The organism is Schleiferilactobacillus perolens DSM 12744 (genome assembly GCF_001435585.1).
Lineage (GTDB): Bacteria > Bacillota > Bacilli > Lactobacillales > Lactobacillaceae > Schleiferilactobacillus > Schleiferilactobacillus perolens.
The window spans coordinates 39,042-61,879 of the sequence record NZ_AZEC01000003.1; the positions used below are offsets into that span (position 1 = coordinate 39,042).

Genomic DNA, 22,838 nt, shown 5'->3' on the forward strand with positions numbered 1-22,838 from the left:
ATAACCTGCTTTCTATTGAGGAAGTGAAAATCCCTGTTGTTTTAAGATGCGACCGATTGCGCCGCGATGATGCGCATCGCCCTGAGAATTAGCGACGACCATTCGCGCAAAGTCTGTTTCTCGGGCGTTCAGACTGCGCTGGTCGTAATACGTATGCACGGTGTGGTTGTATGTATCCCATAACTTGGGCGTGTCAGGGGGTTGCGGATAGCTATTTTCTCCCACTACTAGTGCCTGGGGCAACCGGGGTTTAGCCGCGGGTGCTTGATCCGGTACGCCAATCATCAAGCCTAGCAGCGGAAAAGTATAGCGAGGCAGGTGCAGCAAATCGATCATTTGCTGGGGATCATTCAGAATGCTGCCGAGATAAACCGTGCCCAGGCCCTCGTTTTCAGCGGCAGCGACCATGTTTTGCGCTGCCAGTGCGGCATCAAACACACCAGCCAGGAATGCATTCCAATCTGTAAGCCGAGCCGTGGCCGCGTGCAAATTTTCTGCCAGTTGCACATTGCGCGCTTGGTCAACAACAAACACATAGAAAGCGCCAGGCCCAGCGATGTATTGGTGAGTGGTCAAATCCGCAATCTGTTGCCGCATGCGGGGATCGGTCACCCAAATCAACGTAAACTGCTGCATGTACTGACTAGATGCCGTATGCTGCGCCACTTCTTCCAGAGTATGCAGTGTTGCCGGCGCGATGGGCGTGTCTTTAAACTGCCGAATCGACGTATGGTGCAATAACGTGTCAATGGTACTATGAGCCATAAGAAACCACCTTTCGTCGTACAAATTAGTTTTTAGTGTAAACGTCATTTCAATTCCACGCAACAATGGGGCGGGCACGGCCCGTTAACAGAAAAGTTTGTTCCACGCCAAACAAAAACCGGCCATCACTGAACTCCAGTGATGACCGGTCAAATATTATGGAGCCTAACGGACTTGAACCGTCGACCTCCTGCATGCCATGCAGGCGCTCTCCCAACTGAGCTAAGGCCCCGTTCGACTTCAATTATCTTACAGGATTTACCGATTCTTTGCAACCCTTTTCGGCTATTTATCCGAAATCTCAGTGCTGTCCGTCATCGCCTGCACCAGCGCTTCGCTGATCCGCTGGTTAATGAGGGCAGCTGTGGTCAGTTTGATCAATTCGGCCACCGCTGGCGATGCCTGGGCAGTGGGGTGGGATTGACCAGATTTTTCTGCCACCCGCTCATCAAAGGCGGTCACCCATAAATCATAAGCCTCTTGCCAACTGAGTTCAGCGGACATTGCAGATAAATATTGGTGGACAATATCCAATGAATACAGCGTTTTGAGCAGACTAACTAAAATAATCTGCGCCAATTGGATCTGACCGTATCGCTTTTTTTCAGGCCGGGTGACCAGGCCTTGCTTCACATAGCTGTTCACCATGGATTTAGTCACTTCCACACCCGTGATCAGCTTCGTATAGCGATTCGTTTCACTCACGACTTGGTCCATGTACAAACCAATGTCACTCAACTCGCCAAATAATGGCAGCTGGTGCTGGTGAAACCGGTGCAGCCAGCGCTTAAACTCTTCTGTGAACATACCCGTGCCACCCTTTCTACCGCATTATTATAGCATACGGTCAGCCGGGTTCATGTGATTGGGGACGCTTCAATAAGTGGACTTGCTTACCGCGCACTTCGATCACCAAATTGAAGCCGTCGTCGTTATCAATGGGACCCAGGTTTAACCGAGTGATGTCGTTATCGTGGGTTAAGCCGGCCAATCGTTGGGTGACAATGGTGCGGAATGTGTCCACATCTTGGTAATGGGCTTTAATCATTTCGCCAGCTTTGGCCAAGGTGTAACCATCGTCCATGAAGCTCTTAATAATGATGATTTTGGTCATTGTTTTGAGACTGTACCGCTTATTCCCGCCGGTTTGATGCCGGATGGGGTGGATGAATCCCTTCTTTTCCCAATAGCGAATTTGGGTCACAGTGGCACCCGTAATTCGGCTGGTTTCTCCGATTCCCATGGAAATATCGATGCTCTTCAATTTCTTTACGATGCTATCCAATAACTTGCGCCGCCTTTCACTTGCTGTGTTTCCTATTATGAATATGATATTAGGTATTGTCAATATCACGAAATGTGGTAAAGTAATGGTACAACATTTTTCAGAAAAAAGGTGGCTTTATCGTGCAAGTACGTGATAATAATGGCCGCTCGGTCAATGTGCCAATGTTAGTGGCCACATTGATTACGGGTGTGTTCATCACAGTTTTAAACCAGACGATTCTGGCGACGGCCTTTCCTACCTTAATGAAGGCCTTCAATATTTCCACAGCCACCGTGCAATGGTTGACGACTGGTTTCTTGATGGTCAATGGGATCATGATCCCTGTGTCAGCCTATCTGAGTGCGAAAGTGCCCACTAAATGGCTCTACATATCTGCCATGAGTGTCTTCGAGCTGGGTACAGTGATCGCCTTCTTGGCGAACAGTTTTCCGATGCTCCTGGTTGCCCGATTAGTTCAGGCTTTGGGTGTCGGCATCACCATGCCATTGCTGCAAAACATCATGCTGTCCATTTTCCCCATGAACAAACGGGGCACCGCAATGGGGTTGGCAGGGATTGCCATCGGGGTGGCGCCGGCGATTGGCCCGACCTTAGCCGGTTTTGTCATCGATCACTTCGGTTGGCGGACACTGTTTGGCATGATTATTCCGGTGGCGGCACTGGTCTTAATTGCGTCATTCTTCTTCATGCGCAATGTGCTGCCGAATACGGATCCTTCAATTGATATTTTATCGTTGCTGGAATCAACCGTGGGCTTCGGCGCTTTGCTGTACGGCTTCTCTGAAGTCGGTAATAAAGGCTGGGGCGATCCCATCGTACTCGGCAGCATTGCGTTAGGGGTCATCGTCATTGGATTGTTTGGCCGGCGTCAATTGCATCTGAAGAATCCTTTCGTGCAAATTCGTGTCTTTGCCAACCGGACCTTTACCTTGTCCACCATCTTGGGTTCCATTGCCAACATGGCCATGGTGGGGGCAGAAATGGTCATTCCGTTGTATTTGCAGATCATTCATGGTAAATCAGCGCTGGAATCCGGCTTAACGTTATTGCCAGGGGCTTTATTAATCGCCATTATGAGCCCGGTGACTGGTGCCGTCTTTGATCGGATCGGTGCGCGCCGATTGGCCCAACTGGGGCTGTTCCTGCTGGCGATTGCCACGGTCCCCTATGCCTTTATCACGGCCACGACGCCATCCATTTATATCACCGTCATCTATGCGGTACGGATGTTCGGTGTTTCCATGGTCATGATGCCTTTGACCACCAACGGGATGAACGCGTTGAGCGGTGAAATGATTCGACACGGGACGGCCGTCAACAACACTGTCCGGCAGGTGGCTACGTCCATGACCACGGCGATCATGGTTTCTGTGCTGACCAATGTCACCAACAGTACCAAACCGGCGGCCAGTCTCTTGAAGAGTGATCCGCTGGCTTACAAGAACGGCTTCTTTAGCGCGACTTTGAACGGCTATCATGCGGCTTTCTGGATCGCCACCGGCTTCTCCGCTGTGGGCTGGTTACTGGCTTTCTTCTTAAATAAGAAGCAGCAACAGTCCAAAGATGTGGATGTGCAAAAAATAACATCACCAGATAAAGATAAGAAGGAGGCGGCCGCACAATGATTTTATGGATTCTAGGCATCGGCGTCCTCGGTCTGTATTTGAGCTTTATTATGATGAAAAAATCAGCGGGCCGATCCGTGTTAGTGACCTTCTTCGGGCTGGTCCTGCTGGCCTCACTGACTTTGATTACGCTGAACGATTATCAAAACTTCGGCATGACTGAGCATACTGAAACGAAGACAAAGACGATCGTATCAGCATCGCCCAGCAAACAATTACCGCTACTGCTGTATCAAAATATCGGCACCAACGGCAAACGGCAGGTGTATAATTACAAAAATAGTGACCAGGGCAAAGCTGCCCACACTAAGGCCGACTTCGCGGTCACTAATCAGGTGCGCACTGGAACAGGTCAAAATGCGACGCTGACCACTGCGCATACCACTTGGCGTTATACCAACAGCTTTTATCAAACACTTTTTGGCAATGAGAATAACAATATTTTTGTGAAACAGCACAATGTTTTTACGATTCCTAAAAATTGGGAAACGTTGACCACGGTTCAGGCCAAAGCATTAGCTAAGAAACTGCAAAGTTTGCAAAAGCCCACAGCGGCGCAAAAGGCTCAGATGCAACAGGCCGTCACCGCACAAGTGGCTGCGGCCCGGGCTAAGAACCCAACCATGACTGCTGCGCAACAGGCACAATTGGTGAAGCAAGTGACTGCAAAGATTCAGCAAGCTGCGATTAAGCAGGCAATTACCGAAGTGAAACAAAGTAAGTAAGGACCACAAAAAATGCGTTCCGCTAGATGATGGCGGAACGCATTTTTTGTGGTCATTGAGTGGCGGTATCTGACACTGCGATAGGCCGGGCCAATGTCCACCAGAGAATAAGCGCAGTCACGATGCCGACCACCAGGACTTCGTAGAGTGGATGCAACGCCAGCCATTGAGGAATAAGGTACTGCCAATTCAATGGGTTGGCAAATGATCGATAGTCGGTTGAACCAAAACGGATTAACAACATCTCGCCCATTAATCCAGCGAGGAAAACGTACAGTAAACCTTGTTGGGCGCTGGGGGACCATTGCACGAGCCGCACGACCACTAAGCCAAAGGACCAGTACCAGCCAAAACACCAAAGGAAAAGAACTGTCAACTTCAATGGTAACGGGCCAGCAATCGCATAAATGCTGGTGTACGTGTCAAATGTTGCGATGCTATTTATGACATTCAGTAATGTACCCCACAATGCCAATGCGGCGGTCCACTGCAGATTAAAACGCCAGCGGAGGCGATCCGATAACCCGCCTTGCGTGAGGTTGATCTGAAATTTACGACCGATGATCCAAATTAATCCGACGATCCCTAAAGTGTGCAGTAAAGTTCGGTGACTACTGAACTCACTGTTTGCGGATCGTTGTTGATATTGGGCTAACCCGACATGACTAGAGCTGGCCATCCCGTACATACTGGCAATGCCAATCGCCGTATACAACACGGTAACACCAACAAATACCAGCAACGCGACATGATGCTTGCGCCAAAATATTTGCCATCCTTTAACCATCATGATCACCACCGCCTTCCATTGTTGTCTTCAGTGTAGCGGTAATTGAAGGCGGATACAATTATTATGACGCAGCCGGCAGATAACGTGCGGTACAACTCGCCGTTGACATGCGGCTGTGTTTGGCCTATGGTTTTTCAGACGATTGAAAAACATGTTGAAAAAGATGAGGAAACCAAATGACGACTTTCAAGTTTCGCAGCTATGTATTAATTCTGTTGGCCTTCGTATTGGGCTGCAGCGAGTTTATTATTGTTGGGGTGTTAGACGACATTGCCAGCCAGCTCCATGTGGGGGTATCCACCGTGGGTCTGCTGGTGACGATTTTTGCCCTCGTTTATGCCGTAAGCACGCCGTTTGTTAACGCGCTGGTCCGGCAACATCGGTTTTACAACTTTATTTTGATCTTGATGGCCATTTTTATTTTCGGTAATATTCTCACGGCCTTTTCTTCTACGTATCTTGTCTTGGTCATCGCGCGCGTGGTGACAGCGATTGTCTCTGGACCGTTAATCTCCATCGCCTTGACCTTCGCCAATGAAATTGCCCCCATGGATAAGAAAGCCTGGCTCGTTTCTTGGATATTCTCCGGCTTCAGTATTGCTTCTGTATTTGGTGTGCCCATTGGGACTTGGATCAGTACCTTAGCCGGCTGGCGGATGTCCTTCGTCGCAATTACCGTCGTGAGCGTGCTCACCTTTATCTTGATGCTGCCGTCATTACCTAAAGATTTACGCCAGCATGCAAAAAAATCTCAGTCTGGGAATAAGCAGGGGAGCTTGGCCCTATTCAAGGACCGGCGCATTCAGCTGGGGTATTGCTGCCAATGTTGACGCTGGCTGGCGTATATGTGGTCTACACTTACCTGCGGCCAATTCTTTCCCAGCAATTAAACTTTTCGGCGAGTGCGGTCACGATCATTCTTTTCGTTTACGGCTTTATGTCCCTCATCAGCAATCAATTGAGCGGCCGTCTAGCCAACCATAATGGCCTGGCGAAAATGCCTAAGGTCTTTACCATTGAAGGAGTGATTTTACTGTTATTGCCCTTTGCCTTATTCAATCGAATCACCGGCTTATTGGTCCTGATGGCGTTAGGCGTATGCATGTACCTACATAATTCGCCCGTCCAGATGCACTTCTTGGCCGTCGCCGAAGCCGACTATCCTCAATCCATGGTCATGGCCTCGTCCCTCAATTCGATTTTTGCCAATTTCGGTATTGCCCTGGGCTCCGCCACCGGCGGCCTAGTTGTCGACCATTTCGGCCTAGCCGCCACCGGCTTCGGCGGGGCAATCTACCTTGCCATCACACTCGTAGTCGTGATTTGGCTTAATCGCATTAACCAACAACACCAACAGTCCCATCAGTAAGTACGCGGTGAATTCAGGAATGGGTTGAGATAGAAATTTGGATTTAACGAAAACTACCGCCGATTGCGCAGTTTTGGTACGGCCCCAGAAAAATATTTTTTTCTGGGGCTTATTTTTTTGGCTAAGTTGTCTACAAGTTTTACTGTACTTCGCAAACCAAACCGCCTAAATGAAAGAAATTCTGTAAATTACGCAGGCTAAATGAAAGAATCAAGGGAAATCCGCCAACCAACTCACGTTGGTTCCTTGCAAATAACACGGCGTTAATGTAACGATTTGTTCGTTAATGGTTGAAACAAACAAATCGTGGTGCACAACTTAAAAATTGGACAACCCTAACTGCCCCAATAGCTTCGATAATTCAGTAAAAATGTTGTGTAATCCCATTGACATCTGAATCCGATTGCAATATTCTATTGATGGTCCTTAAAGAACAAAAAGGAACAAAATGAAACAATAGTAATTTACTGTTTTACTGTTGTTCGGTGCATGAAGGAGATGTTCACATAGTGGCAGATGAAACCACGACGCCATTGATTGATAAAAATCTGATGTTTGTCGTTGATGGGCGATCACAGGACGAGGTCTTTCAAGATGTTGCCGATCGCCTTTTGAAAGCTGACGCAGTTAAGCCAGACTTTCTCAAGAACTTGGAAGAACGGGAAAAGAATTATCCCACCGGTATGGATATGAGTGTGGTCAACAAGGATTATCCCAATATTGCCATTCCTCATACAGAAGGACAGTTCGTCAATACCCGGAAGATTATTCCAGTGCGGTTAAAGCAACCTATCGAATTTGCCAATATGATTAGTCCTGATCAGCATTTTCCAGTGGGTTTCCTGTTCATGATCTTGAACAATGACCCAGAAGGGCAAGCCAATGTGTTGGCCCAGATCATGGATTTCCTGACCAACGCGGACAAGGATCAGCTGGCAAGACTGTTCAATGCCGAAGATACCCAAACAATTTTCGACATTCTTGCACCAGCATTTAACTAATGGATTTACATTTCTAACAATTATATAGGAGGTATGAACACTATGACTGTTCGTATTTTAGCTGCCTGCGGTGCAGGCGTAAACTCAAGCCACCAAATCGCCAGCGCCATCACGAGTGAAATGAAGAAGCGTGGTTACAATGTGAAGGCTGATGCCGTCATGATCAAGGATGTCAATGCTGAGATGTTGAAGAAGTATGACATCTTCACCCCTATTTCCAAGACGGATTTGGACTTCCAAACTGATACGGCCATCGTACCAGCCGGTCCTATTCTGTATCGTGTGCCTTCCATGGCGAAGCCTGTCTACGACAATGTAGAAAAGGTCATCAAGGAAAAGCACTTAAAGTAAGGCTTCAACTGAATTTATTTATTCCACAGGGGGAAGCGGCGCAAGCCGCTTTCTATGTGACTACACAAGGAGTGTGGATATATGTCAACCATTATTGACTTCGCCAATATGATCTTTAAGCCAATCATTAAATTGGGTGCAGCCCCAATTATGTTGATCGTATTGACGTTGATCGCCTGGGCCATTGGAGTTAAGTTCTTCAAAGCCCTGGAAGGTGGTATTAAGTTAGCCATTGCGCTGACTGGTATCAGTAGTGTGATTGGTCTGTTGACCAATGCCTACCAACCAGCCATTGCCGCGTTCGTTAAGTCGACGGGGATAAAGTTATCCATCACCGACTTAGGTTGGGCGCCACTGGCCACCATTACCTGGGGTTCGCCTTATACCCTGTTCTTCCTGGCCATCATGATCATCGTGAACTTGATCATGTTGTTCTGGAAGAAGACCGATACACTGGACGTGGATATCTTCGATATTTGGCACCTTTCATTTACTGGGTTACTTGCTATCTTCATGGGCGCCAACTTACTTACAGCTACTCTGCTGGTCATCTTCATTGGTGTTTTGAAGATCATTAACTCCGATGTCATGAAGCCGACCTTCAACGATTTGTTGGACGATTGGGAAAACCCCATGACCACGACCCACTTGAACTACATGATGAACCCAATCATTATGGTGTTCGACAAGATCTTCGACAAAATCTTCCCATGGTTGGATAAATACGACTTTGATGCCGCTGAATTGAACGAAAAGATCGGATTCTGGGGCAGTCGTTTCGCCATTGGTGTTTACTTAGGGATCTTCATTGGTCTGATTGCTAAACAAAATCTGATTACCATTTGTACTTTGTCCTTCACTGCCGCGACCTGCTTGGAGCTGTTTAGTATTATCGGTTCTTGGTTCATCGCCGCCGTTGAACCTTTATCTCAAGGTGTTTCTGACTTGGCCAACAAGCACTTGGGTGGCCGTAAGTTGAACATCGGGTTGGACTGGCCATTCATCGCCGGTCGTGCCGAAGTTTGGGCGGCTGCTAACGTATTGGCGCCCATCATGTTACTGGAAGCATTAGTTCTGCCCCATAACGGGATCTTACCTTTAGGCGGGATCATCGGTATGGGTGTGACACCGGCATTGTTGGTGGTGACTCGGGGCAAGATTATCCGAATGATCGTCATTGGGGCCATCGAATTACCGTTGTTCCTATATGCGGGTACTGCCTCTGCACCATTCATCACGTCGGTAGCGCGGAAGTTAAAGACCCCCGGTATTCCGAGGACTGGTTTGATTAGTTCTTCCACTAAGGAAGGTCCTATCGAACAATTCATCGCTATTCTGTTAGGGAAAGCGTCCCATGGCGACGTCATGATGATGCTGTACTTCGCATTGGCCATCGCAGCTTACTTGGCCATCTTCCTCTGGTATCGTCACGAAATGAAGAAGCGGAACCAAGCATACTTCAAGGATGGCAAAGATGTCGGTCCTGAACTGCGTCTGCCGAAGCTAGACAACGCGGCCAAGGCTTAATGTCAATATCCTTAGATTGATGTTGAATAGAGGAGGTTAATCCATGTCAGATCGACGTAAGAAGTATCTTTTGTGGTCATTGGCAGTTATTGCGGTCAGTGTATTACATGCGGTCGTGCCGACTACATACACACTGCTCGCTCAGATTTTTGTCGCCGTGTTAGCGCTGTACAAGCTGTTAGCTCTGGACCACACATTTGATCACCCGAGAGATCGCCGGGAATGGCGCAAGCGTCGTAAAGCATAGGTTAATGTTCTGACGCATCAATTCCGTCATAAGCCGTTGTGCTTTGTTGTTCTTTTTTAGGGCAATGGCGTACACCTTTGACAAGCCTGAGGCCTTATTTCGGTAAGCGCCCTCAGGCTTGTTTTGTAAGCGGCTTGATTTTGGGAGAAAGCCGCTTAAACCGCCCAATTTGAGCGTTAGAAAAAATTAGGCATTTTTTACTGCAGATTGATGGATTGACCTTGACGCTGGACGGGAACGGTGGTAATTTATGAGTGGTGATAGTGAACAAAACCAAACAGGAACGAACAAAAAGGCAGGTGACCGTATGCTGAAACGGGAACGCTTGATGACCATCCGCGATCTGGTGGATCGTAAAGGAATCATCACTGTGAGCGAAATTTGTGACAATTTAGGGGTATCCACCATGACCGTTCGCCGAGACTTGAACGAGCTGGCGGAACAAAACATTCTAGTCCGCATTCATGGCGGGGCCCAAAGCCGGCAGTACAGTCAAATGACTGAGTTGTCCCGGGTAGAGAAACGCAGCTTGCATGTCTCCGCCAAAACTCAAATTGCCAAGATTGTCGCTTCCTTAATTGACGACGGAGATACGGTCTACATTGGACCGGGTACAACCAATGAGTTGATTGCCCAGTTCGTCTCTGCGGCGGATGTTCGGGTCATCACCAATAGCTTACCGGTTTTTCAGACTTTCCAGGAACGTTCTGATCGCTTTCAATTGGAACTGATCGGGGGCACTTACCGTACACGCTCTGGTGCGTTTATCGGCAGCCTCGCTAATGAAGTTTTAAATCGGCTGCGGATGGATAAAGCATTCGTCAGCGTGAATGGTGTTGAGGATAATGTCATCAGCAATGCCAATGCCGAAGAAGGTCAGACGCAAAGTATTGCCCTGTCGAATTCGGGCAAGCGCTACGTCGTCGGCGACCACAGCAAGTTGAACAAGCGGGATTTTTACGGATTCTATGACTTGGACCAAATGGATGGTCTGATTACTGATTCCGGTGCATCATCCGCAGATGTGGAGAAGTATCGTCGATTCACTCAGGTTTTAACGGGAACTCAAAAGAATACCAAATAATCATAAAGGAGCATACAAACATGGATGTCGTAATTGGTGCAGATAAAGACGGTTTCAACATGAAGGAAGAAGTTAAGAAGTATTTGGAGGCGCACAAGTATCGGGTGATCGATGTGTCTCCGCAACCAGCTGACGACTTCGTTGATTCTTCTTTGGCTGTGACAAAGGAAATCTTGAACGGCAACGCCCACAAGGCCATCATGTTCGATCGTTACGGGGTTGGCTCAGCCATGGCTTCTAACAAGGTTAAAGGCATGGTCACTGCGAATGTCATTGATGAAAACACTGCCCACATGACTGCTGAACACAATGGCGCCAAGGCCATTTCGATTGGTACTGGGATTGTTGGGATCGATCGTGCTTTGGAGATCATCCAACGTTACTTGGATACTGAATATGCCGGCGGCCGTCACCAGGTTCGCTTGGACATGTTGGAAAAAATGATTTAAGGCACACACATGACTAAAACGACGGAAGGAAGCAAACCACAAATGATTATTTCTATTGGTAATGACCACATTGTTACGGACGTAAAGATTCAGATTTCCAACATGCTGAAGAGCATGGGCTATCAGGTGATCGACGAAGGCACTTATGACACCACTCGGACCCACTATCCGATCTATGGTAAGAAAGTGGCCGAAGATGTGGCCGATGGCCGCGCTGACCTTGGCGTTGTATTGTGCGGTACTGGGATCGGTATTTCTACTGCGGCCGACAAGAACGAAGGCGTGCGGGCAGCCATGGCTGACGATGCCACTTCTGCAAAATATGCCCGGGAACAACTGAATGCCAATATCATTGGTTTCGGTGGTGCCACGGTGGGTGAACACTTGGCCGAAGATATCGTGAAGTCCTTCTTGGATGCCACTTACAAGGAAACACCCGAGAACGCTGCGATCATCAAGAAGATCGACAGCATTGCTAAGCCTAATCCGGACCAAAAAGACAACCCGCACTTCTTTGATGAAGAGAATGAAAAGTGGGCTGAAGGCGTCTATCACGACTAATCATCCCGCGTTGGGATAAATTAAAGAGGCTGTGACAGAAGCCATTTAGCAATTGAGTACCACCACCACAACGAGCTAAAGGCGTATTTTGCCTTTAGCTCGTTGTTGCGTTTGGCGGCAAAAAGTTGTTGAAAAATTGGAAAGCAGGTAAAAATACATGATCTTAACCGTCACGATGAATCCCTCCATTGATATGGCCTATGCCTTGGACCATTTAAAAATCGACGACGTGAACCGCGTCAGCGATGTCCGCAAGACGGCTGGCGGCAAGGGCCTTAATGTCACCCGGGTCATCCATTTGATGAGTCAACCGGTCAAAGCCACCGGCGTACTGGGCGGCAATTTCGGTAAATTTATTGAAGATCAATTAGACAACGATTCAATTCAACACAGTTTCACCCACATCAATCAAGAAACCCGCAATTCCATTGCGATTTTGCATGATGGCGGGAAGCAAACTGAATTATTGGAAGCGGGCCCGACACTGAGTGGCGCTGATGCCCAAGCCTTCCAGGATCATTTTGATGCACTCCTTGATGAGACCAACTTGGTCACCATGTCCGGCAGCTTGCCAGGTGGCTTGGCGCCGTCCTTCTATTCTGAATTAGTGGCCCATGCTGCCCAAAAGGGGATCAAAGTATTACTGGATACGTCCGGCGCTTCTCTGGCGGCAGCAGTCAAATCTGAGCACAAACCTTTCCTGATCAAGCCTAACGATGAAGAATTGGGCAACTTATTGGGTGAAAAGGTGGATCGCACCGATTTGCCAAAGCTGCAGCAACAATTGCAAGATCCCCGTTTCGATGGGATTGATTGGGTCGTGGTTTCGCTGGGTTCAAAAGGGGCCTTTGCCAAGCATGGGAATAAGTTCTACCAAGCCGCCATCCCTAAGATCAATGCGGTGAATCCGGTGGGTTCTGGCGACTCCACCATCGCCGGTTTGGCCATGGCACTAGCCCAGGACAAAGATGACGCCACTGTACTGAAGACTGCGATGACTTGCGGCTTGCTCAATACGCTGGAGGCCACTACTGGTTTCGTAAATCCAGATCATTTCGATGAATACTTTAATCAAGTCACTGTGATTGAAAAGTAAGGAGCAATATTGATGACAACTTTAGCAGAGATTCAAGCCGTTAATCCCGACAAGCAGATTTATGGACTGAGTGATCCTGAGTTTGCGGACTACGGTGAAGCATACGGCCAATATGATGTGCAGCCGATCTTGGACTTTTTAGATAAAAACGTCACGATTTCCAGCGACGGTAATTTATATGTCCCGTCAAATCCAAAGATGGAGGCTATTCCCGTGGTCCAACAAATTGGTCGCGATGTTTATGCCGGACTGCCCATTGAAGCCGGCGAATGTGCCGGTCACGCCGATTCATTGACGGCTGTTGAATTCCATCAAGGCAGTGAAGTCAATGTTTTTGCCACCGATGTGGTGATGGTCATCGGCAAGCGTGGTCAGATGCACAATGGCCAATTCAATGCAGAAAAAGACGCCAAGCTGTTCTTTGTGCCGGCGGGTTCTGTCGTTGAATTCTTCAGCGACACCTTGCACTACAGCCCCTGTGAAGCCCATCAGAGCGGCTTTAAATTCATTGTCATGTTGATCAAAGGCAGCAACCAATCGTTACCCGCTGACTTCCATACTGACAATGACCTGATCATGAAGACCAACAAGTTTCAAGTGGTCCACAAGGTCCGGACAGACAAGATCAAGTTGGGTGAAAAGATCGGGGTTATCGGCGATTTGGTCCACGTCAATCCCGTGAAGGAGGGCTAATCCATGATTACGATCGAAAACGACCAATTTAAGGCCGAAATCAATGAGTTTGGGGCCGAATTGACCCATTTAATTAGTAAAAAGGACAACTTCGACTACATCTGGAATGATGTGCCAGAAGTGAAGTTCTGGAAACGGCATGCGCCGATTCTGTTCCCCGCCATTGGCCGGTCCAACGGTGATTCCTACGAAGTCAACGGGACAATTTATCCCATGACTCAGCATGGCTTCGCCAGGGATCGGGATTTCATTGTCACGACTCAATCTACTAGCCAAGTGGTCTTCACGCAAGAGGCTAATACGGAGACTCGTGCCGTCTATCCCTTCGATTACGTCTTAGAAGTGACCTACACGCTGCAATCTGATGGCCTGCATGTGGCCGCTGTCGTGACGAACAACGGCGCTGACGAAATGCCCTTTGCACTGGGCTTCCACCCCGCCTTCAATGTGACCCAAAATGCCGATGGTTCCTTTGCCGATTATTCTCTGACACTGAAAGGCGTCAAAGGGCCTGTTGAACAATTCGGCATTGGGCCGGTACCGTACCGGGACGGCACCAAGAAGCCTTTGACCCAAGCTAAAGGCGACGTCATCCCGTTGACGCACGAGTTCCTGGACGACGGCTTAGTAATCATTGCCAACTCCGATATTGAAGAAGCCACTTTAGCCTCCAGCAGCCAACCCCATGCAGTGACTCTGGATGTTCACGAGTTCCCTTATTTGACAATTTGGAGTCCGGAACACGAGAAAGCCCCGTTCATCTGTGTTGAACCTTTTGCTGGCTTACCAGATCAGACCGGTGAACCGACCGATTGGCTGCACAAAGCAGGTAATAACATCGTTGCTCCGAATGCCAGCAAAGATTTTGCCTTTACGATTCTGCCCCATTGAGGGACAATGGTAACGGATTCAGTAAAATTGGCCACTGAGTGAGCATGTCTTTTACCAATGGCCGAAAGGAGCGGTGACATGGCTGCAATGATAGCAAACACCAAAGTCTTTGACCAATACAAGGGCGAAGACATCTACGAGTATTCTTTGACAAACAAAAACGGGGTAACCCTCTCCACGTTAAGCTGGGGGGCTAACTGGTACGAATTACTGGTACCGACTAAAGCCGGTAAGAAGCAAAACTTGTTGTTGAACTTCCCCCATACCGCCGACTACGCAGAGAAGAACCCTTACCTCTGCATGTCGATTGGCCGGACAGCGGGTCGAATTGGTGGGGCATCTTTTACCATTAATGGCAAGACGTACAATGTAGACGTCAACGAGAGTGACTACAATCTCCACGGCGGCTTCCATGGCTTCAATTTCTATACTTGGAACGGCAAGATCCAGGATAACCACATCATCTTTAACAAGAAGGTCACCAATGAGTTGGATAATTTCCCGGGAAATATGGATGTCACGATTACGTATACGCTGACCGATGATGATGAGGTCATCATTGATTATGCTGCAGAGACTGATGCTGACTCCTTGTTTAATCCGACTAACCACGCTTACTGGAACTTGAATGCCGGCGATGATCCGGTGACGAACCATGAGCTGTACATCCACAGCAGCCACCGAGCCGCGTTGAACAGCAATAAGATCCCCACAGGTGAACTGGCGCCCGTACTGAATACCCCCTATGATTTCAGTAAAAATGCGCCATTGGGTAAAGCCATTGCCGCATTGCAAAGCATACCGGAAAAAGGCTTGGACGATGTCTTCATTATCGACGATCATGATCCGGCCAAACCAGTCGCCGAATTGCGGAACCCGGACAATGGAATCAGCGTGACGATTTTCTCTGAACGCAACGCCATTGTGTCTTATACGGCGAATGGGTGGGATGATTCCCAGAAGTTCATCGATAAGACAGGTCAACCCCAGGTGGCGATCGCTTTAGAATCCCAAACCGCCCCGAATGCGGTGTCTGATCTCAAGTTCGGTGATATTAGTATCGAACCAGGCGAGATTAAGCATTATTACACGAAATACAAGTTCGGGTACTAGACTGAACGAATCTGTACGTTAAAAAGGACTGGAAAAAAATCCTTCCTGATGAGCCGTGCCAAAGCTCCGCAGCCTCCGATTGCTCCGCTTTGGCACTACATCCATCAGGACTCAGATTTTATCCCGGTCCCTTTTATTTGTTTAATTACTGACGATCTTTACCCAGACTCAACAAGTCATCATCGTCAAGGAAGGGCAAGTAGCGGTGCCAGTCGTCTGTGGTGCTGTCTTTTTCAGCGACGAGCTGACGAACGTAACTTGCGATCACGGCGCTGGGAGCGAACGGAGCAAGCTTGCTTAGGTAAGCGGCTTGTTCTGGGTCGGTCTGCCAGTCGTGGAACAACTGGGTGATTTGATTGTCGTCAAGGAATGGGGCGGCGACAATGTAGTCGCTTGGCAAAGCCTGATGTTGCGTCAACAATTTGAAAAGTACCGTGCTGGCCACGAAAGGATAGAAATGCTTTTGCTGTTTAGCCGTGAGTTTTTCTGTGCCCCAATCGTCAGTCAATATTTCTGTCACAGTGTCATCGGAGAGGAAGGGGAGCAGCCTTTTCAATGTCGGCCAACTGTCCGGCAAATTAGGCAGCACCTTATTCTGCACGATCTGGTTGAGATCATCATCGCTCAGGGTTGGCGCTAAGGATTGCACTAATTCTAAAAAGTCAGTATCCGTTTCGTGACTGATGAGTTGGTCATGGAGTGCAGCATTGGATAGGTACGGCGCAATATCCTTGAGGTGCACTGCCGGCAGAGTTTGCTGGGCCGCTTTCGCATCCACTTGCTTTGGCTTCATCACTGGCGCAAAGGTGGCCAGAGTGTCTGCGTCCACACTGCTGTCACTGTCCTGCACGATAGTGACTCGGTGCTCAGCATTGTCCATATCCAATAAGTCGTCTAAGGACAGATCCAGGACCTTGGCCAGACTGCCATACTTATCGATATCTGGCAGTGACTGACTCCGTTCCCAATTACTAACCGCTTGGTAGCTAACCCCTAATTGATCCGCCAAATCCATCTGAGTCATGTTTTTTTCTTTCCGGGCGGCGGCAATTTTCTTACCGATTCGTTGTGCATCAAAGATAACCATCTAAATTCTTCTTTCTGAATCTCGTAATCAGACGTTGGCCAACGGCTGTTGTCTATAATGTACCTGCCGAGACATTTTGGCACCAGCAAGCAGTGCTTGAGTTGGAAAAAAAGTTGCTCAAGCGTTGCTTGTGGTCTAAATTTTTCCTGATGATCACTGGCGGGGGGGTGGTATTTTTTCGTTTGAGAAGCTATCATAATAGATGACGTAGATTTCAAATCTAGATGTCTTTTGAATTGGAGGTTCAACATGGAAGGCCATCAAGTATCCCGTTATCGGATCCATTATGAAGTGAAAAACGCTGTGTCCCATGGTGTTTGGTTCCTGATTAGTATCTATTTGGTAATTGCATTGTGGCTGCGCGCATTGAACCATGGCGCTGGTGCTGGCGAAATGACTGCGTTGGTGATCTATGGGGCGACATTGCTGAACCTATTCCTAGCGTCCACGATGTGTCATGCCATGGCGTTCACCAAAGCGGCGCGTATTTTCCAAATCTTTGATCACTCGGGGATTTACCTATTCATTGCCGGGACGTACACTGCCTATACGATGATCGCCATTCGCGGGGTCACCGGTTGGGTGATGCTGGCTGTCGAGTGGCTCTGTGCCATCACGGGCATTGTCGTCCATGTCGTCAGCGGCAACCCCCACCAAGGGATCGAAACGATGTTGTACATTATCATGGGCTGGCTGTGTATTGCGGCCGCACCCACGCTGTGGCACACACTAGGCGTGGCCGGGTTCTGGATGCTGGTTGCCGGCGGTGTTGTTTTCACCCTAGGTGCCGGGATCTATAGTATGAAGAAACTGAAGGAAGGCCATTTCATCTGGCATTTCTTGGTGATCATTGCCAGCACGTTGATGTATATATCGATTTACTGGTTGGTGTAACGAGCAGGCCGCTCTGAAGTGCAACAAAAAAGTTAGACAGTTTGGAAATTAATTACGCAACGGCTTGATTCCGATATTCAATCGGAGTTAGGCCGTTTTTGTTCAGTGAAATTCGGGCATGATTAAATTATCTGGCGTAATGCGTCACGATTTGTTTCAGTTCCATGAGATCTTTAAATGGTTTTCGCTCCGTCATGACCTATTTCCTCCTGAAATGATTGTTCTTATCTTTCGCATATGCTAAATTTAGTTAAACTTAGCACAAGTGAAAAGAGGAATCAATATGAAGAAGGAAACGAGTCCCAAAGCCATCACAATGAATATTCTGAATGGCCTGTCCGTTGGTATTATTGTCGCCCTGGTTCCTGGGGCATTGTTCAATGCACTTGTTAAATTGATTTCACCCGTTGCCCCTTGGCTCAATGTGGTCACGCAGATGACTGGGATTGCCCAAACGATGCTGCCGGTACTGGCAGCGGTCTGTGTGGGGATGATGGCCAAGTTTTCACCCATTCAAACCGGCTCGCTGGCTTTGGCCGCCATTGTCGGTGCGGGTAATGTCCATGTGACAAAGGCCGGGATGACGATTGCTGGTACCGGCGACGTGATCAATACGGCGGTGACCATTGCCGTGGGCTACCTGTTGATTCTATTACTGGGCCAGCGGTTGAAGGCGTACACGATTTTGCTCATTCCCAGTATTGTCCTCATCGTTGGCGGCGGTATCGGTTTACTAACGTTTGGACCGGTCACTGAAGTCACCAAGTACATTGGCCAACTGGTGGAACAATTGACCAATCTGCAGCCAATCTTGATGGGGGTTCTGATGGGGATGGCGTTTGCACTGTTGATCGTCTCACCGATCAGCACAGTGGGGATTGCTACGGCCATCAGCTTAAGCGGCATTGCTTCCGGCGCCGCCAATCTGGGCATTGTGGCAGCAGGCTTTGCACTGGCGATTTATGGCTGGCACGCTAATTCAGTGGGCACCTCAATCGCCCATTTCCTCGGCTCACCCAAGATGCAGATGGCGAATCTATTGGCTAAGCCCAAGCTGTTCTTGCCGGTTTGCTTGAATGCCGGGATTTTAGGCGGTCTGGGTGCTTTGTTCCAAGTGAAAGGCACACCGATGAGCGCCGGCTTTGGTTTCTCTGGCTTGGTGGGTCCGTTGGCTGCTTTAGAAGGTTACGGCACAGCCAATGCGGGCAACATTATCCTGATTGTGCTGTTATTCCTGGTCGCGCCAATCGCGCTAGGGTATGCCAGCAACATTGTGTTCACTAAAGTGCTGCACTATCAAACACCAGAGGACTATGCGCTGAACTACGAGTAGAGTAGTCATCCTATGATAAGGAATATTGTTATTTGAAAGAAGGGACCATCAATTGCGTAAACTAAAATCAAAAGACTTGCAAAATGTTTACGACCGATGGCCTGAGACAATCCTAAAATTCGAGGACCATCAATCATTTGTGGAAGTGCAGACATCGTTCATCGATATTTTTCATGATCACATCTCACTGGTCGTCACGACAATACCGACCGGTTATCAGATTAATGATGATGGGTATGTTCTTGATGTGTCATTGTCAACGCGGCGAAAAAACTCTTTCAATCAAATACTGGCATCATTTAGAGTGACGGTTTCCAGAGACAAAGAACTGACCATTAAGTTCTCTGACCTAACTGACTTTCCAGCCGTGTTGGTTCGGTTATTACACTGCATTGGTCAAGTCTTTCAAATGTTTCAGCAAGATGCTGATTCTTCTTTTTGAGCGACAAGTTTTCAATACGCTAAGGGCGCTTGATCATTCAAAATTACAATACTAATAAAATATCTGTATCCAGCGGGACAGAAATAAAATTTGAAACTTGATGGTACGGCCGTCAGCGACGATTTTGTTTTCGTCCCGTTTTTCTCATTCTATTTTGCTATACTAATGTCAAATCGACAGAAAAGAGTGATTCCATGCAAACTATTATTACCGTTGTCGGCCAGGACAAGGTCGGCATTGTGGCCGCTGTCAGTACCAAACTGGCTGCTTTGCATATTAATATATTAGACATCTCCCAAACCATCATGGAAGGTAGTTTCACGATGATGCTGCTGGGCAAGCTGCCTGAACAAACAGACTTCAAACAGTTGCAACAGGAATTGACCGAATTTGGCCAATCCCAAGACCTGACGATTCGCATTCAGCGGCAAGAAATCTTTGACGCGATGCAGTCGTTATAGGAAGCAGGTCACCATGGAACAACAAAAAATAATTGATACCATTAAGATGATCAGCGAGGAAAAATTGGATATTCGCACCATTACGATGGGAATTTCCTTGTTGGACTGTATTACTGGCGATACGAAGACCACTGCTGAACGAATTTACGATAAAATCACGCGGCGGGCTGAAAAACTGGTTGATGTGGCGGATGCCATCGAAACGGAATACGGTATTCCCATCGTCAATAAGCGGATTAGCATTACGCCGGTAGCCATGCTCGCGGGAGCGGATCAGCATCCCGATTTCACAGTGATTGCCAAGCGGCTGGATGACGCGGCTAAGGTATTGGGCGTGGATTTCATTGGCGGCTATTCCGCCACGGTGCAATCCGGGATGACGCCCGCTGAAGAGAATCTGATGCGGTCCATGCCAGAAGCTCTGAGTATCACAGATCGGGTTTGCGGCTCGGTCAATATTGGCTCTACCAAGGCTGGAATGAATATGGATGCAGTCCGCATTATGGGTGAAGTGATTCGGGACCTCAGTGCAACTGGTGCGACGAATGCGATGAAATTGGTTGTCTTTTGTAATGCGGTGGAAGACAATCCCTTCATGGCCGGCGCTTTTTGGGGTGTGTCGGAAGGGGACACCGCGATTAATACGGGGGTGTCCGGTCCTGGCGTCGTGCAACGCGCATTGGCCAAGGTGCCTGACGCGGATTTTGCACAGGTTTGTGAGACAATTAAGCAGACCGCTTTCAAAGTATCTCGGATGGGTCAGTTCGTGGGCAAAATTGCGGCTGAACGACTATCGGTGCCTTTTAATATTGTTGATTTATCCCTTGCTCCGACGCCAGCACCAGGGGATTCTGTGGCAGAAATTTTGGAAACTCTGGGTCTTGGTTCCGTGGGCGCACCGGGGACCACAGCGGCTTTGGCCCTGCTCAATGACGCCGTTAAGAAGGGCGGTATCATGGCGGCGGAACGGGTCGGCGGTTTATCCGGCGCATTCATTCCCGTATCCGAGGACGGCCGCATGATCGAGGCCGCGGCGGCGGGGCAGATCACTGTGGAGAAGTTAGAAGCCATGACCGCGGTATGTTCAGTGGGGTTGGACATGGTCGCAATTCCCGGCGATACACCCGCCACGTCCATCGGCGGCATGATCGCGGATGAAGCGGCTATTGGGATGATCAATGCCAAGACTACTGCGGTCCGACTGATTGCCGTCCCTGGCAGTCAAGTTGGCGACATGGTGGAATTTGGCGGGATCTTTGGCCGCGCCCCTGTGATGGCAGTGAACACTGCATCGTCGGCGCACTTTATCGGTCGCGGCGGCCATATTCCGGCACCGATCCATTCGTTCAAAAATTAGGCTTGCGTGTTTCAATCAATAGGAAGGAAGGAGCCACATGGATCAACATGATGATTTAGATCAACAAATCAATCAATTACGGACTAAGCTGGAAACACTGCAGGCCGAAAGCGACCGGCGCATGTTGGCATTATTACATCAGCGGGGCATATATACCGTATCCGCTTTGCACACGAGTTTAAGCGGTACCGATCACCCGGTGACCGCGCCGCCAATGGCTGAAACTGTGCCGGCGACTAAACAACCAGTCGTCGAGACTCCTGCGCCGGTTTCGACACCAGCGCCAGAAACAATCGCGGAATCGGCACCAGAGCCGCCGCGACCCGCACCGGATGATTTATCTTTTAACGCGCTGCTTTTACAGGTGCCACTCATGGCTAAAACCATTCGCCAAATCGTTGAATTGGTGGAAAAACGCACGACTCATCGGTTTCCCCGGGATCTGCAAAACACATTGTTCTTCACCAAAAAATTTGATTTACCCTTGTTTACTTACATTAAAAATAATGTCTTGTCCGACTATGATCCGGGTCAAGCGGTGACCATCTCTTCTGAACAGTTACAGGGTGCATTGACGTATGCTAAACATGCCGGAGATAAACCGGAAGATGATAAGCGGCAAGAAAAAACCGCAATTGCCCAAAAGCTAGGGACAGCACCAGAAAAGCCGACCGCATCGCTGCCCTTTAAGCGGGTGACCGTCCCGGCTAAGCCCAAACCGGCGGGCAATCCTCGGGCATTAGTGGAACGTAAATTAATCGGCGCCACCGCGGGCAGTAAGTATATCAGTGAATCGCTGCTGCGCCAGTTGGGTCTCCACGGCGGTGAAACAGTTGAAATCGTTCCCCGAGAACAAGGCAGCAGCGACAGTTTGCCTTATTTCAAGGTAATTAAAGAAGCCGCTGCCGACTACAATCCCCACATCCATCGGCTATCCTTTATTCCCACTGAGCAGGATGCGGATGGTCAATTAATCTTGAAACAAGATTATGCCCATAAGCCATTAACGGATCCGAGCACTGGTGAAACCTTCCAATATTTAATTGACAGTACCCGCTATCCGTTGCTGCATGTGGGTCAACTGGTGGACTTTGCCTGGTATGAAGGACAAGATCCTACCGCAGGCAAGATCAGTTGGATCCATCCGTTGGCAGAAAGTGCGGCACCGGAAAAGGCGGAATCAGCAGCGACGCCGGTGAAAAAGGAAGCCAAGAGGGAGACTGCTGCGCCAAATCCGGAACCAGAAGAACCCAGTTTACAGTTTGATTTATCTGGCGGGACCGTCCTCATCGTGGGCGCCCCGAAGCATGATGGCAACGTCATTGATATGTTAAAAAAGCACAATGGCAAATTGGAACATTTCGACGCCAAAAGCAATTCTTACAGTCAGTTACCCACCATGATTCGGCATGCGGATTACGTCATCTTGATTCCCACGGCGGCGTCGCACCATTCCACCCAAACCGCCGTGTCATTAGCCAAGCGGTACGACCGGCCGTTTGCGGTAGCCAACACATTATCCATCGTCAATGTGGAACGAGCCGTGTACCGTGCCATCAACGGTCTGCCCGCGCGGTCTGTCAGTCAGCAAGACACCTATTTGGAATCTGAAGAAAGTGCCGTGGCTGAATCAAATTAATTAAACAAGATACGAAAAACCGGATCAACACTGAATTTCAGTGCTGATCC

General features: G+C 48.7%; 24 protein-coding genes, 1 tRNA gene and 1 pseudogene. 20 read left to right on the forward strand and 6 right to left on the reverse strand.

The window, feature by feature from the left end:
• Window positions 1-12 precede the first annotated feature (12 nt).
• The 4 genes from FD09_RS03960 to FD09_RS03975 all read right to left on the reverse strand — a co-directional run bounded on the left by FD09_RS03960 (window position 13) and on the right by FD09_RS03975 (window position 2,050).
• Complete coding sequence (locus tag FD09_RS03960; protein WP_162261471.1) at window positions 13-765, reverse strand: NADPH-dependent oxidoreductase; 753 nt, start codon at window positions 763-765, stop codon at window positions 13-15.
• A 159-nt stretch (window positions 766-924) separates the two neighbouring features.
• A tRNA-Ala gene (locus tag FD09_RS03965) sits at window positions 925-997 on the reverse strand.
• Window positions 998-1,050: 53 nt separating this feature from the next.
• The gene (locus tag FD09_RS03970; RefSeq protein ID WP_057818581.1) at window positions 1,051-1,572 is read right to left on the reverse strand and encodes a DUF1836 domain-containing protein; all 522 of its coding nucleotides are present in this window, start codon (window positions 1,570-1,572) and stop codon (window positions 1,051-1,053) included.
• A gap of 40 nt (window positions 1,573-1,612) precedes the next feature.
• Window positions 1,613-2,050 carry a MerR family transcriptional regulator gene (locus FD09_RS03975; protein WP_057818583.1) on the reverse strand — a complete coding sequence of 146 codons (438 nt, stop codon included), beginning with the start codon at window positions 2,048-2,050 and terminating at the stop codon, window positions 1,613-1,615.
• Window positions 2,051-2,172: 122 nt separating this feature from the next.
• On the opposite strand from FD09_RS03975, the gene FD09_RS03980 reads away from it, so the two are divergent.
• Both FD09_RS03980 and FD09_RS03985 read left to right on the forward strand, forming a co-directional pair.
• Window positions 2,173-3,678, forward strand: coding sequence for an MDR family MFS transporter (locus FD09_RS03980; protein WP_057818585.1), 1,506 nt, complete (start codon window positions 2,173-2,175; stop codon window positions 3,676-3,678).
• Window positions 3,675-4,403: a DUF4811 domain-containing protein gene (locus tag FD09_RS03985; RefSeq protein WP_057818588.1), complete on the forward strand. Its 729-nt coding sequence runs from the start codon at window positions 3,675-3,677 to the stop codon at window positions 4,401-4,403. The genes FD09_RS03980 and FD09_RS03985 overlap by 4 nt, the downstream gene beginning before the upstream one ends.
• A 52-nt stretch (window positions 4,404-4,455) precedes the next feature.
• Here the strand turns inward: FD09_RS03985 and FD09_RS03990 are convergent, their stop codons facing one another.
• A complete protein-coding gene (locus FD09_RS03990; protein WP_057818590.1) occupies window positions 4,456-5,193 on the reverse strand; it encodes a hypothetical protein in 738 nt (245 codons plus the stop codon).
• A 176-nt stretch (window positions 5,194-5,369) separates the two neighbouring features.
• Between FD09_RS03990 and FD09_RS03995 the strand changes: the two are divergent.
• The 12 genes and pseudogenes from FD09_RS03995 to FD09_RS04050 all read left to right on the forward strand — a co-directional run bounded on the left by FD09_RS03995 (window position 5,370) and on the right by FD09_RS04050 (window position 15,575).
• Window positions 5,370-6,562 (forward strand): annotated as a pseudogene (locus FD09_RS03995) (MFS transporter).
• 509 nt (window positions 6,563-7,071) lie between these two features.
• Entirely contained in the window at window positions 7,072-7,563 is a 492-nt protein-coding gene (locus tag FD09_RS04000) for a PTS sugar transporter subunit IIA (protein WP_268873279.1), read from the forward strand.
• A 42-nt stretch (window positions 7,564-7,605) separates the two neighbouring features.
• Window positions 7,606-7,914: a PTS sugar transporter subunit IIB gene (locus FD09_RS04005; RefSeq protein ID WP_057818591.1), complete on the forward strand. Its 309-nt coding sequence runs from the start codon at window positions 7,606-7,608 to the stop codon at window positions 7,912-7,914.
• 81 nt (window positions 7,915-7,995) lie between these two features.
• A complete protein-coding gene (locus FD09_RS04010) occupies window positions 7,996-9,441 on the forward strand; it encodes a PTS galactitol transporter subunit IIC (RefSeq protein WP_057818593.1) in 1,446 nt (481 codons plus the stop codon).
• A gap of 43 nt (window positions 9,442-9,484) precedes the next feature.
• Window positions 9,485-9,688, forward strand: a complete 204-nt coding sequence (locus FD09_RS04015) for a hypothetical protein (protein WP_057818595.1) — start codon at window positions 9,485-9,487, stop codon at window positions 9,686-9,688.
• A gap of 307 nt (window positions 9,689-9,995) precedes the next feature.
• Window positions 9,996-10,772: a DeoR/GlpR family DNA-binding transcription regulator gene (locus FD09_RS04020; protein ID WP_057819022.1), complete on the forward strand. Its 777-nt coding sequence runs from the start codon at window positions 9,996-9,998 to the stop codon at window positions 10,770-10,772.
• A 20-nt stretch (window positions 10,773-10,792) separates the two neighbouring features.
• On the forward strand, window positions 10,793-11,221 hold the full coding sequence (gene lacA / locus FD09_RS04025; protein WP_057818597.1) for a galactose-6-phosphate isomerase subunit LacA: 429 nt from the start codon (window positions 10,793-10,795) through the stop codon (window positions 11,219-11,221).
• A gap of 42 nt (window positions 11,222-11,263) precedes the next feature.
• Entirely contained in the window at window positions 11,264-11,782 is a 519-nt protein-coding gene (gene lacB / locus FD09_RS04030) for a galactose-6-phosphate isomerase subunit LacB (RefSeq protein ID WP_057818599.1), read from the forward strand.
• Window positions 11,783-11,939: 157 nt separating this feature from the next.
• Window positions 11,940-12,878 (forward strand): hexose kinase, encoded by a 939-nt coding sequence (locus FD09_RS04035; protein ID WP_057818601.1) that lies wholly within the window; start codon window positions 11,940-11,942, stop codon window positions 12,876-12,878.
• Window positions 12,879-12,890: 12 nt separating this feature from the next.
• A complete protein-coding gene (locus FD09_RS04040) occupies window positions 12,891-13,571 on the forward strand; it encodes a DUF4867 family protein (protein ID WP_057818603.1) in 681 nt (226 codons plus the stop codon).
• Between the two features lie 3 nt (window positions 13,572-13,574).
• Complete coding sequence (locus FD09_RS04045) at window positions 13,575-14,462, forward strand: aldose 1-epimerase family protein (protein WP_057818604.1); 888 nt, start codon at window positions 13,575-13,577, stop codon at window positions 14,460-14,462.
• A 78-nt stretch (window positions 14,463-14,540) separates the two neighbouring features.
• Window positions 14,541-15,575, forward strand: a complete 1,035-nt coding sequence (locus FD09_RS04050) for an aldose epimerase family protein (RefSeq protein WP_057818606.1) — start codon at window positions 14,541-14,543, stop codon at window positions 15,573-15,575.
• Window positions 15,576-15,720: 145 nt separating this feature from the next.
• On the opposite strand, the gene FD09_RS04055 is transcribed toward FD09_RS04050, so the two are convergent.
• Entirely contained in the window at window positions 15,721-16,662 is a 942-nt protein-coding gene (locus FD09_RS04055) for a helix-turn-helix domain-containing protein (RefSeq protein WP_057818608.1), read from the reverse strand.
• Window positions 16,663-16,911: 249 nt separating this feature from the next.
• Between FD09_RS04055 and trhA the strand changes: the two genes are divergently transcribed.
• The 6 genes from trhA to FD09_RS04085 all read left to right on the forward strand — a co-directional run bounded on the left by trhA (window position 16,912) and on the right by FD09_RS04085 (window position 22,788).
• A complete protein-coding gene (gene trhA / locus FD09_RS04060; RefSeq protein WP_057818610.1) occupies window positions 16,912-17,556 on the forward strand; it encodes a PAQR family membrane homeostasis protein TrhA in 645 nt (214 codons plus the stop codon).
• A gap of 283 nt (window positions 17,557-17,839) precedes the next feature.
• The gene (locus tag FD09_RS04065; RefSeq protein WP_057818612.1) at window positions 17,840-18,889 is read left to right on the forward strand and encodes a PTS sugar transporter subunit IIC; all 1,050 of its coding nucleotides are present in this window, start codon (window positions 17,840-17,842) and stop codon (window positions 18,887-18,889) included.
• A gap of 52 nt (window positions 18,890-18,941) precedes the next feature.
• Window positions 18,942-19,331: a DUF1828 domain-containing protein gene (locus FD09_RS04070; protein WP_057818614.1), complete on the forward strand. Its 390-nt coding sequence runs from the start codon at window positions 18,942-18,944 to the stop codon at window positions 19,329-19,331.
• 194 nt (window positions 19,332-19,525) lie between these two features.
• Window positions 19,526-19,792 (forward strand): ACT domain-containing protein, encoded by a 267-nt coding sequence (locus FD09_RS04075; protein WP_057818616.1) that lies wholly within the window; start codon window positions 19,526-19,528, stop codon window positions 19,790-19,792.
• Between the two features lie 13 nt (window positions 19,793-19,805).
• Window positions 19,806-21,149, forward strand: coding sequence for a PFL family protein (locus FD09_RS04080; RefSeq protein WP_057818618.1), 1,344 nt, complete (start codon window positions 19,806-19,808; stop codon window positions 21,147-21,149).
• 37 nt (window positions 21,150-21,186) lie between these two features.
• A complete protein-coding gene (locus FD09_RS04085; RefSeq protein WP_057818619.1) occupies window positions 21,187-22,788 on the forward strand; it encodes a DUF2325 domain-containing protein in 1,602 nt (533 codons plus the stop codon).
• Window positions 22,789-22,838 lie beyond the last annotated feature (50 nt).

What these genes read in the sequence shown, in the direction of transcription:
- FD09_RS03960 (WP_162261471.1), bottom strand. Translation starts at nt 765, where the DNA reads ATGGCTCATAGTACCATTGACACGTTATTGCACCATACGTCGATTCGG.
- FD09_RS03970 (WP_057818581.1), bottom strand. Translation starts at nt 1,572, where the DNA reads ATGTTCACAGAAGAGTTTAAGCGCTGGCTGCACCGGTTTCACCAGCAC.
- FD09_RS03985 (WP_057818588.1), top strand. Translation starts at nt 3,675, where the DNA reads ATGATTTTATGGATTCTAGGCATCGGCGTCCTCGGTCTGTATTTGAGC.
- FD09_RS03990 (WP_057818590.1), bottom strand. Translation starts at nt 5,193, where the DNA reads ATGATGGTTAAAGGATGGCAAATATTTTGGCGCAAGCATCATGTCGCG.
- FD09_RS04005 (WP_057818591.1), top strand. Translation starts at nt 7,606, where the DNA reads ATGACTGTTCGTATTTTAGCTGCCTGCGGTGCAGGCGTAAACTCAAGC.
- FD09_RS04010 (WP_057818593.1), top strand. Translation starts at nt 7,996, where the DNA reads ATGTCAACCATTATTGACTTCGCCAATATGATCTTTAAGCCAATCATT.
- FD09_RS04015 (WP_057818595.1), top strand. Translation starts at nt 9,485, where the DNA reads ATGTCAGATCGACGTAAGAAGTATCTTTTGTGGTCATTGGCAGTTATT.
- FD09_RS04020 (WP_057819022.1), top strand. Translation starts at nt 9,996, where the DNA reads ATGCTGAAACGGGAACGCTTGATGACCATCCGCGATCTGGTGGATCGT.
- lacA (WP_057818597.1), top strand. Translation starts at nt 10,793, where the DNA reads ATGGATGTCGTAATTGGTGCAGATAAAGACGGTTTCAACATGAAGGAA.
- lacB (WP_057818599.1), top strand. Translation starts at nt 11,264, where the DNA reads ATGATTATTTCTATTGGTAATGACCACATTGTTACGGACGTAAAGATT.
- FD09_RS04035 (WP_057818601.1), top strand. Translation starts at nt 11,940, where the DNA reads ATGATCTTAACCGTCACGATGAATCCCTCCATTGATATGGCCTATGCC.
- FD09_RS04040 (WP_057818603.1), top strand. Translation starts at nt 12,891, where the DNA reads ATGACAACTTTAGCAGAGATTCAAGCCGTTAATCCCGACAAGCAGATT.
- FD09_RS04045 (WP_057818604.1), top strand. Translation starts at nt 13,575, where the DNA reads ATGATTACGATCGAAAACGACCAATTTAAGGCCGAAATCAATGAGTTT.
- FD09_RS04050 (WP_057818606.1), top strand. Translation starts at nt 14,541, where the DNA reads ATGGCTGCAATGATAGCAAACACCAAAGTCTTTGACCAATACAAGGGC.
- FD09_RS04055 (WP_057818608.1), bottom strand. Translation starts at nt 16,662, where the DNA reads ATGGTTATCTTTGATGCACAACGAATCGGTAAGAAAATTGCCGCCGCC.
- trhA (WP_057818610.1), top strand. Translation starts at nt 16,912, where the DNA reads ATGGAAGGCCATCAAGTATCCCGTTATCGGATCCATTATGAAGTGAAA.
- FD09_RS04065 (WP_057818612.1), top strand. Translation starts at nt 17,840, where the DNA reads ATGAAGAAGGAAACGAGTCCCAAAGCCATCACAATGAATATTCTGAAT.
- FD09_RS04075 (WP_057818616.1), top strand. Translation starts at nt 19,526, where the DNA reads ATGCAAACTATTATTACCGTTGTCGGCCAGGACAAGGTCGGCATTGTG.
- FD09_RS04080 (WP_057818618.1), top strand. Translation starts at nt 19,806, where the DNA reads ATGGAACAACAAAAAATAATTGATACCATTAAGATGATCAGCGAGGAA.
- FD09_RS04085 (WP_057818619.1), top strand. Translation starts at nt 21,187, where the DNA reads ATGGATCAACATGATGATTTAGATCAACAAATCAATCAATTACGGACT.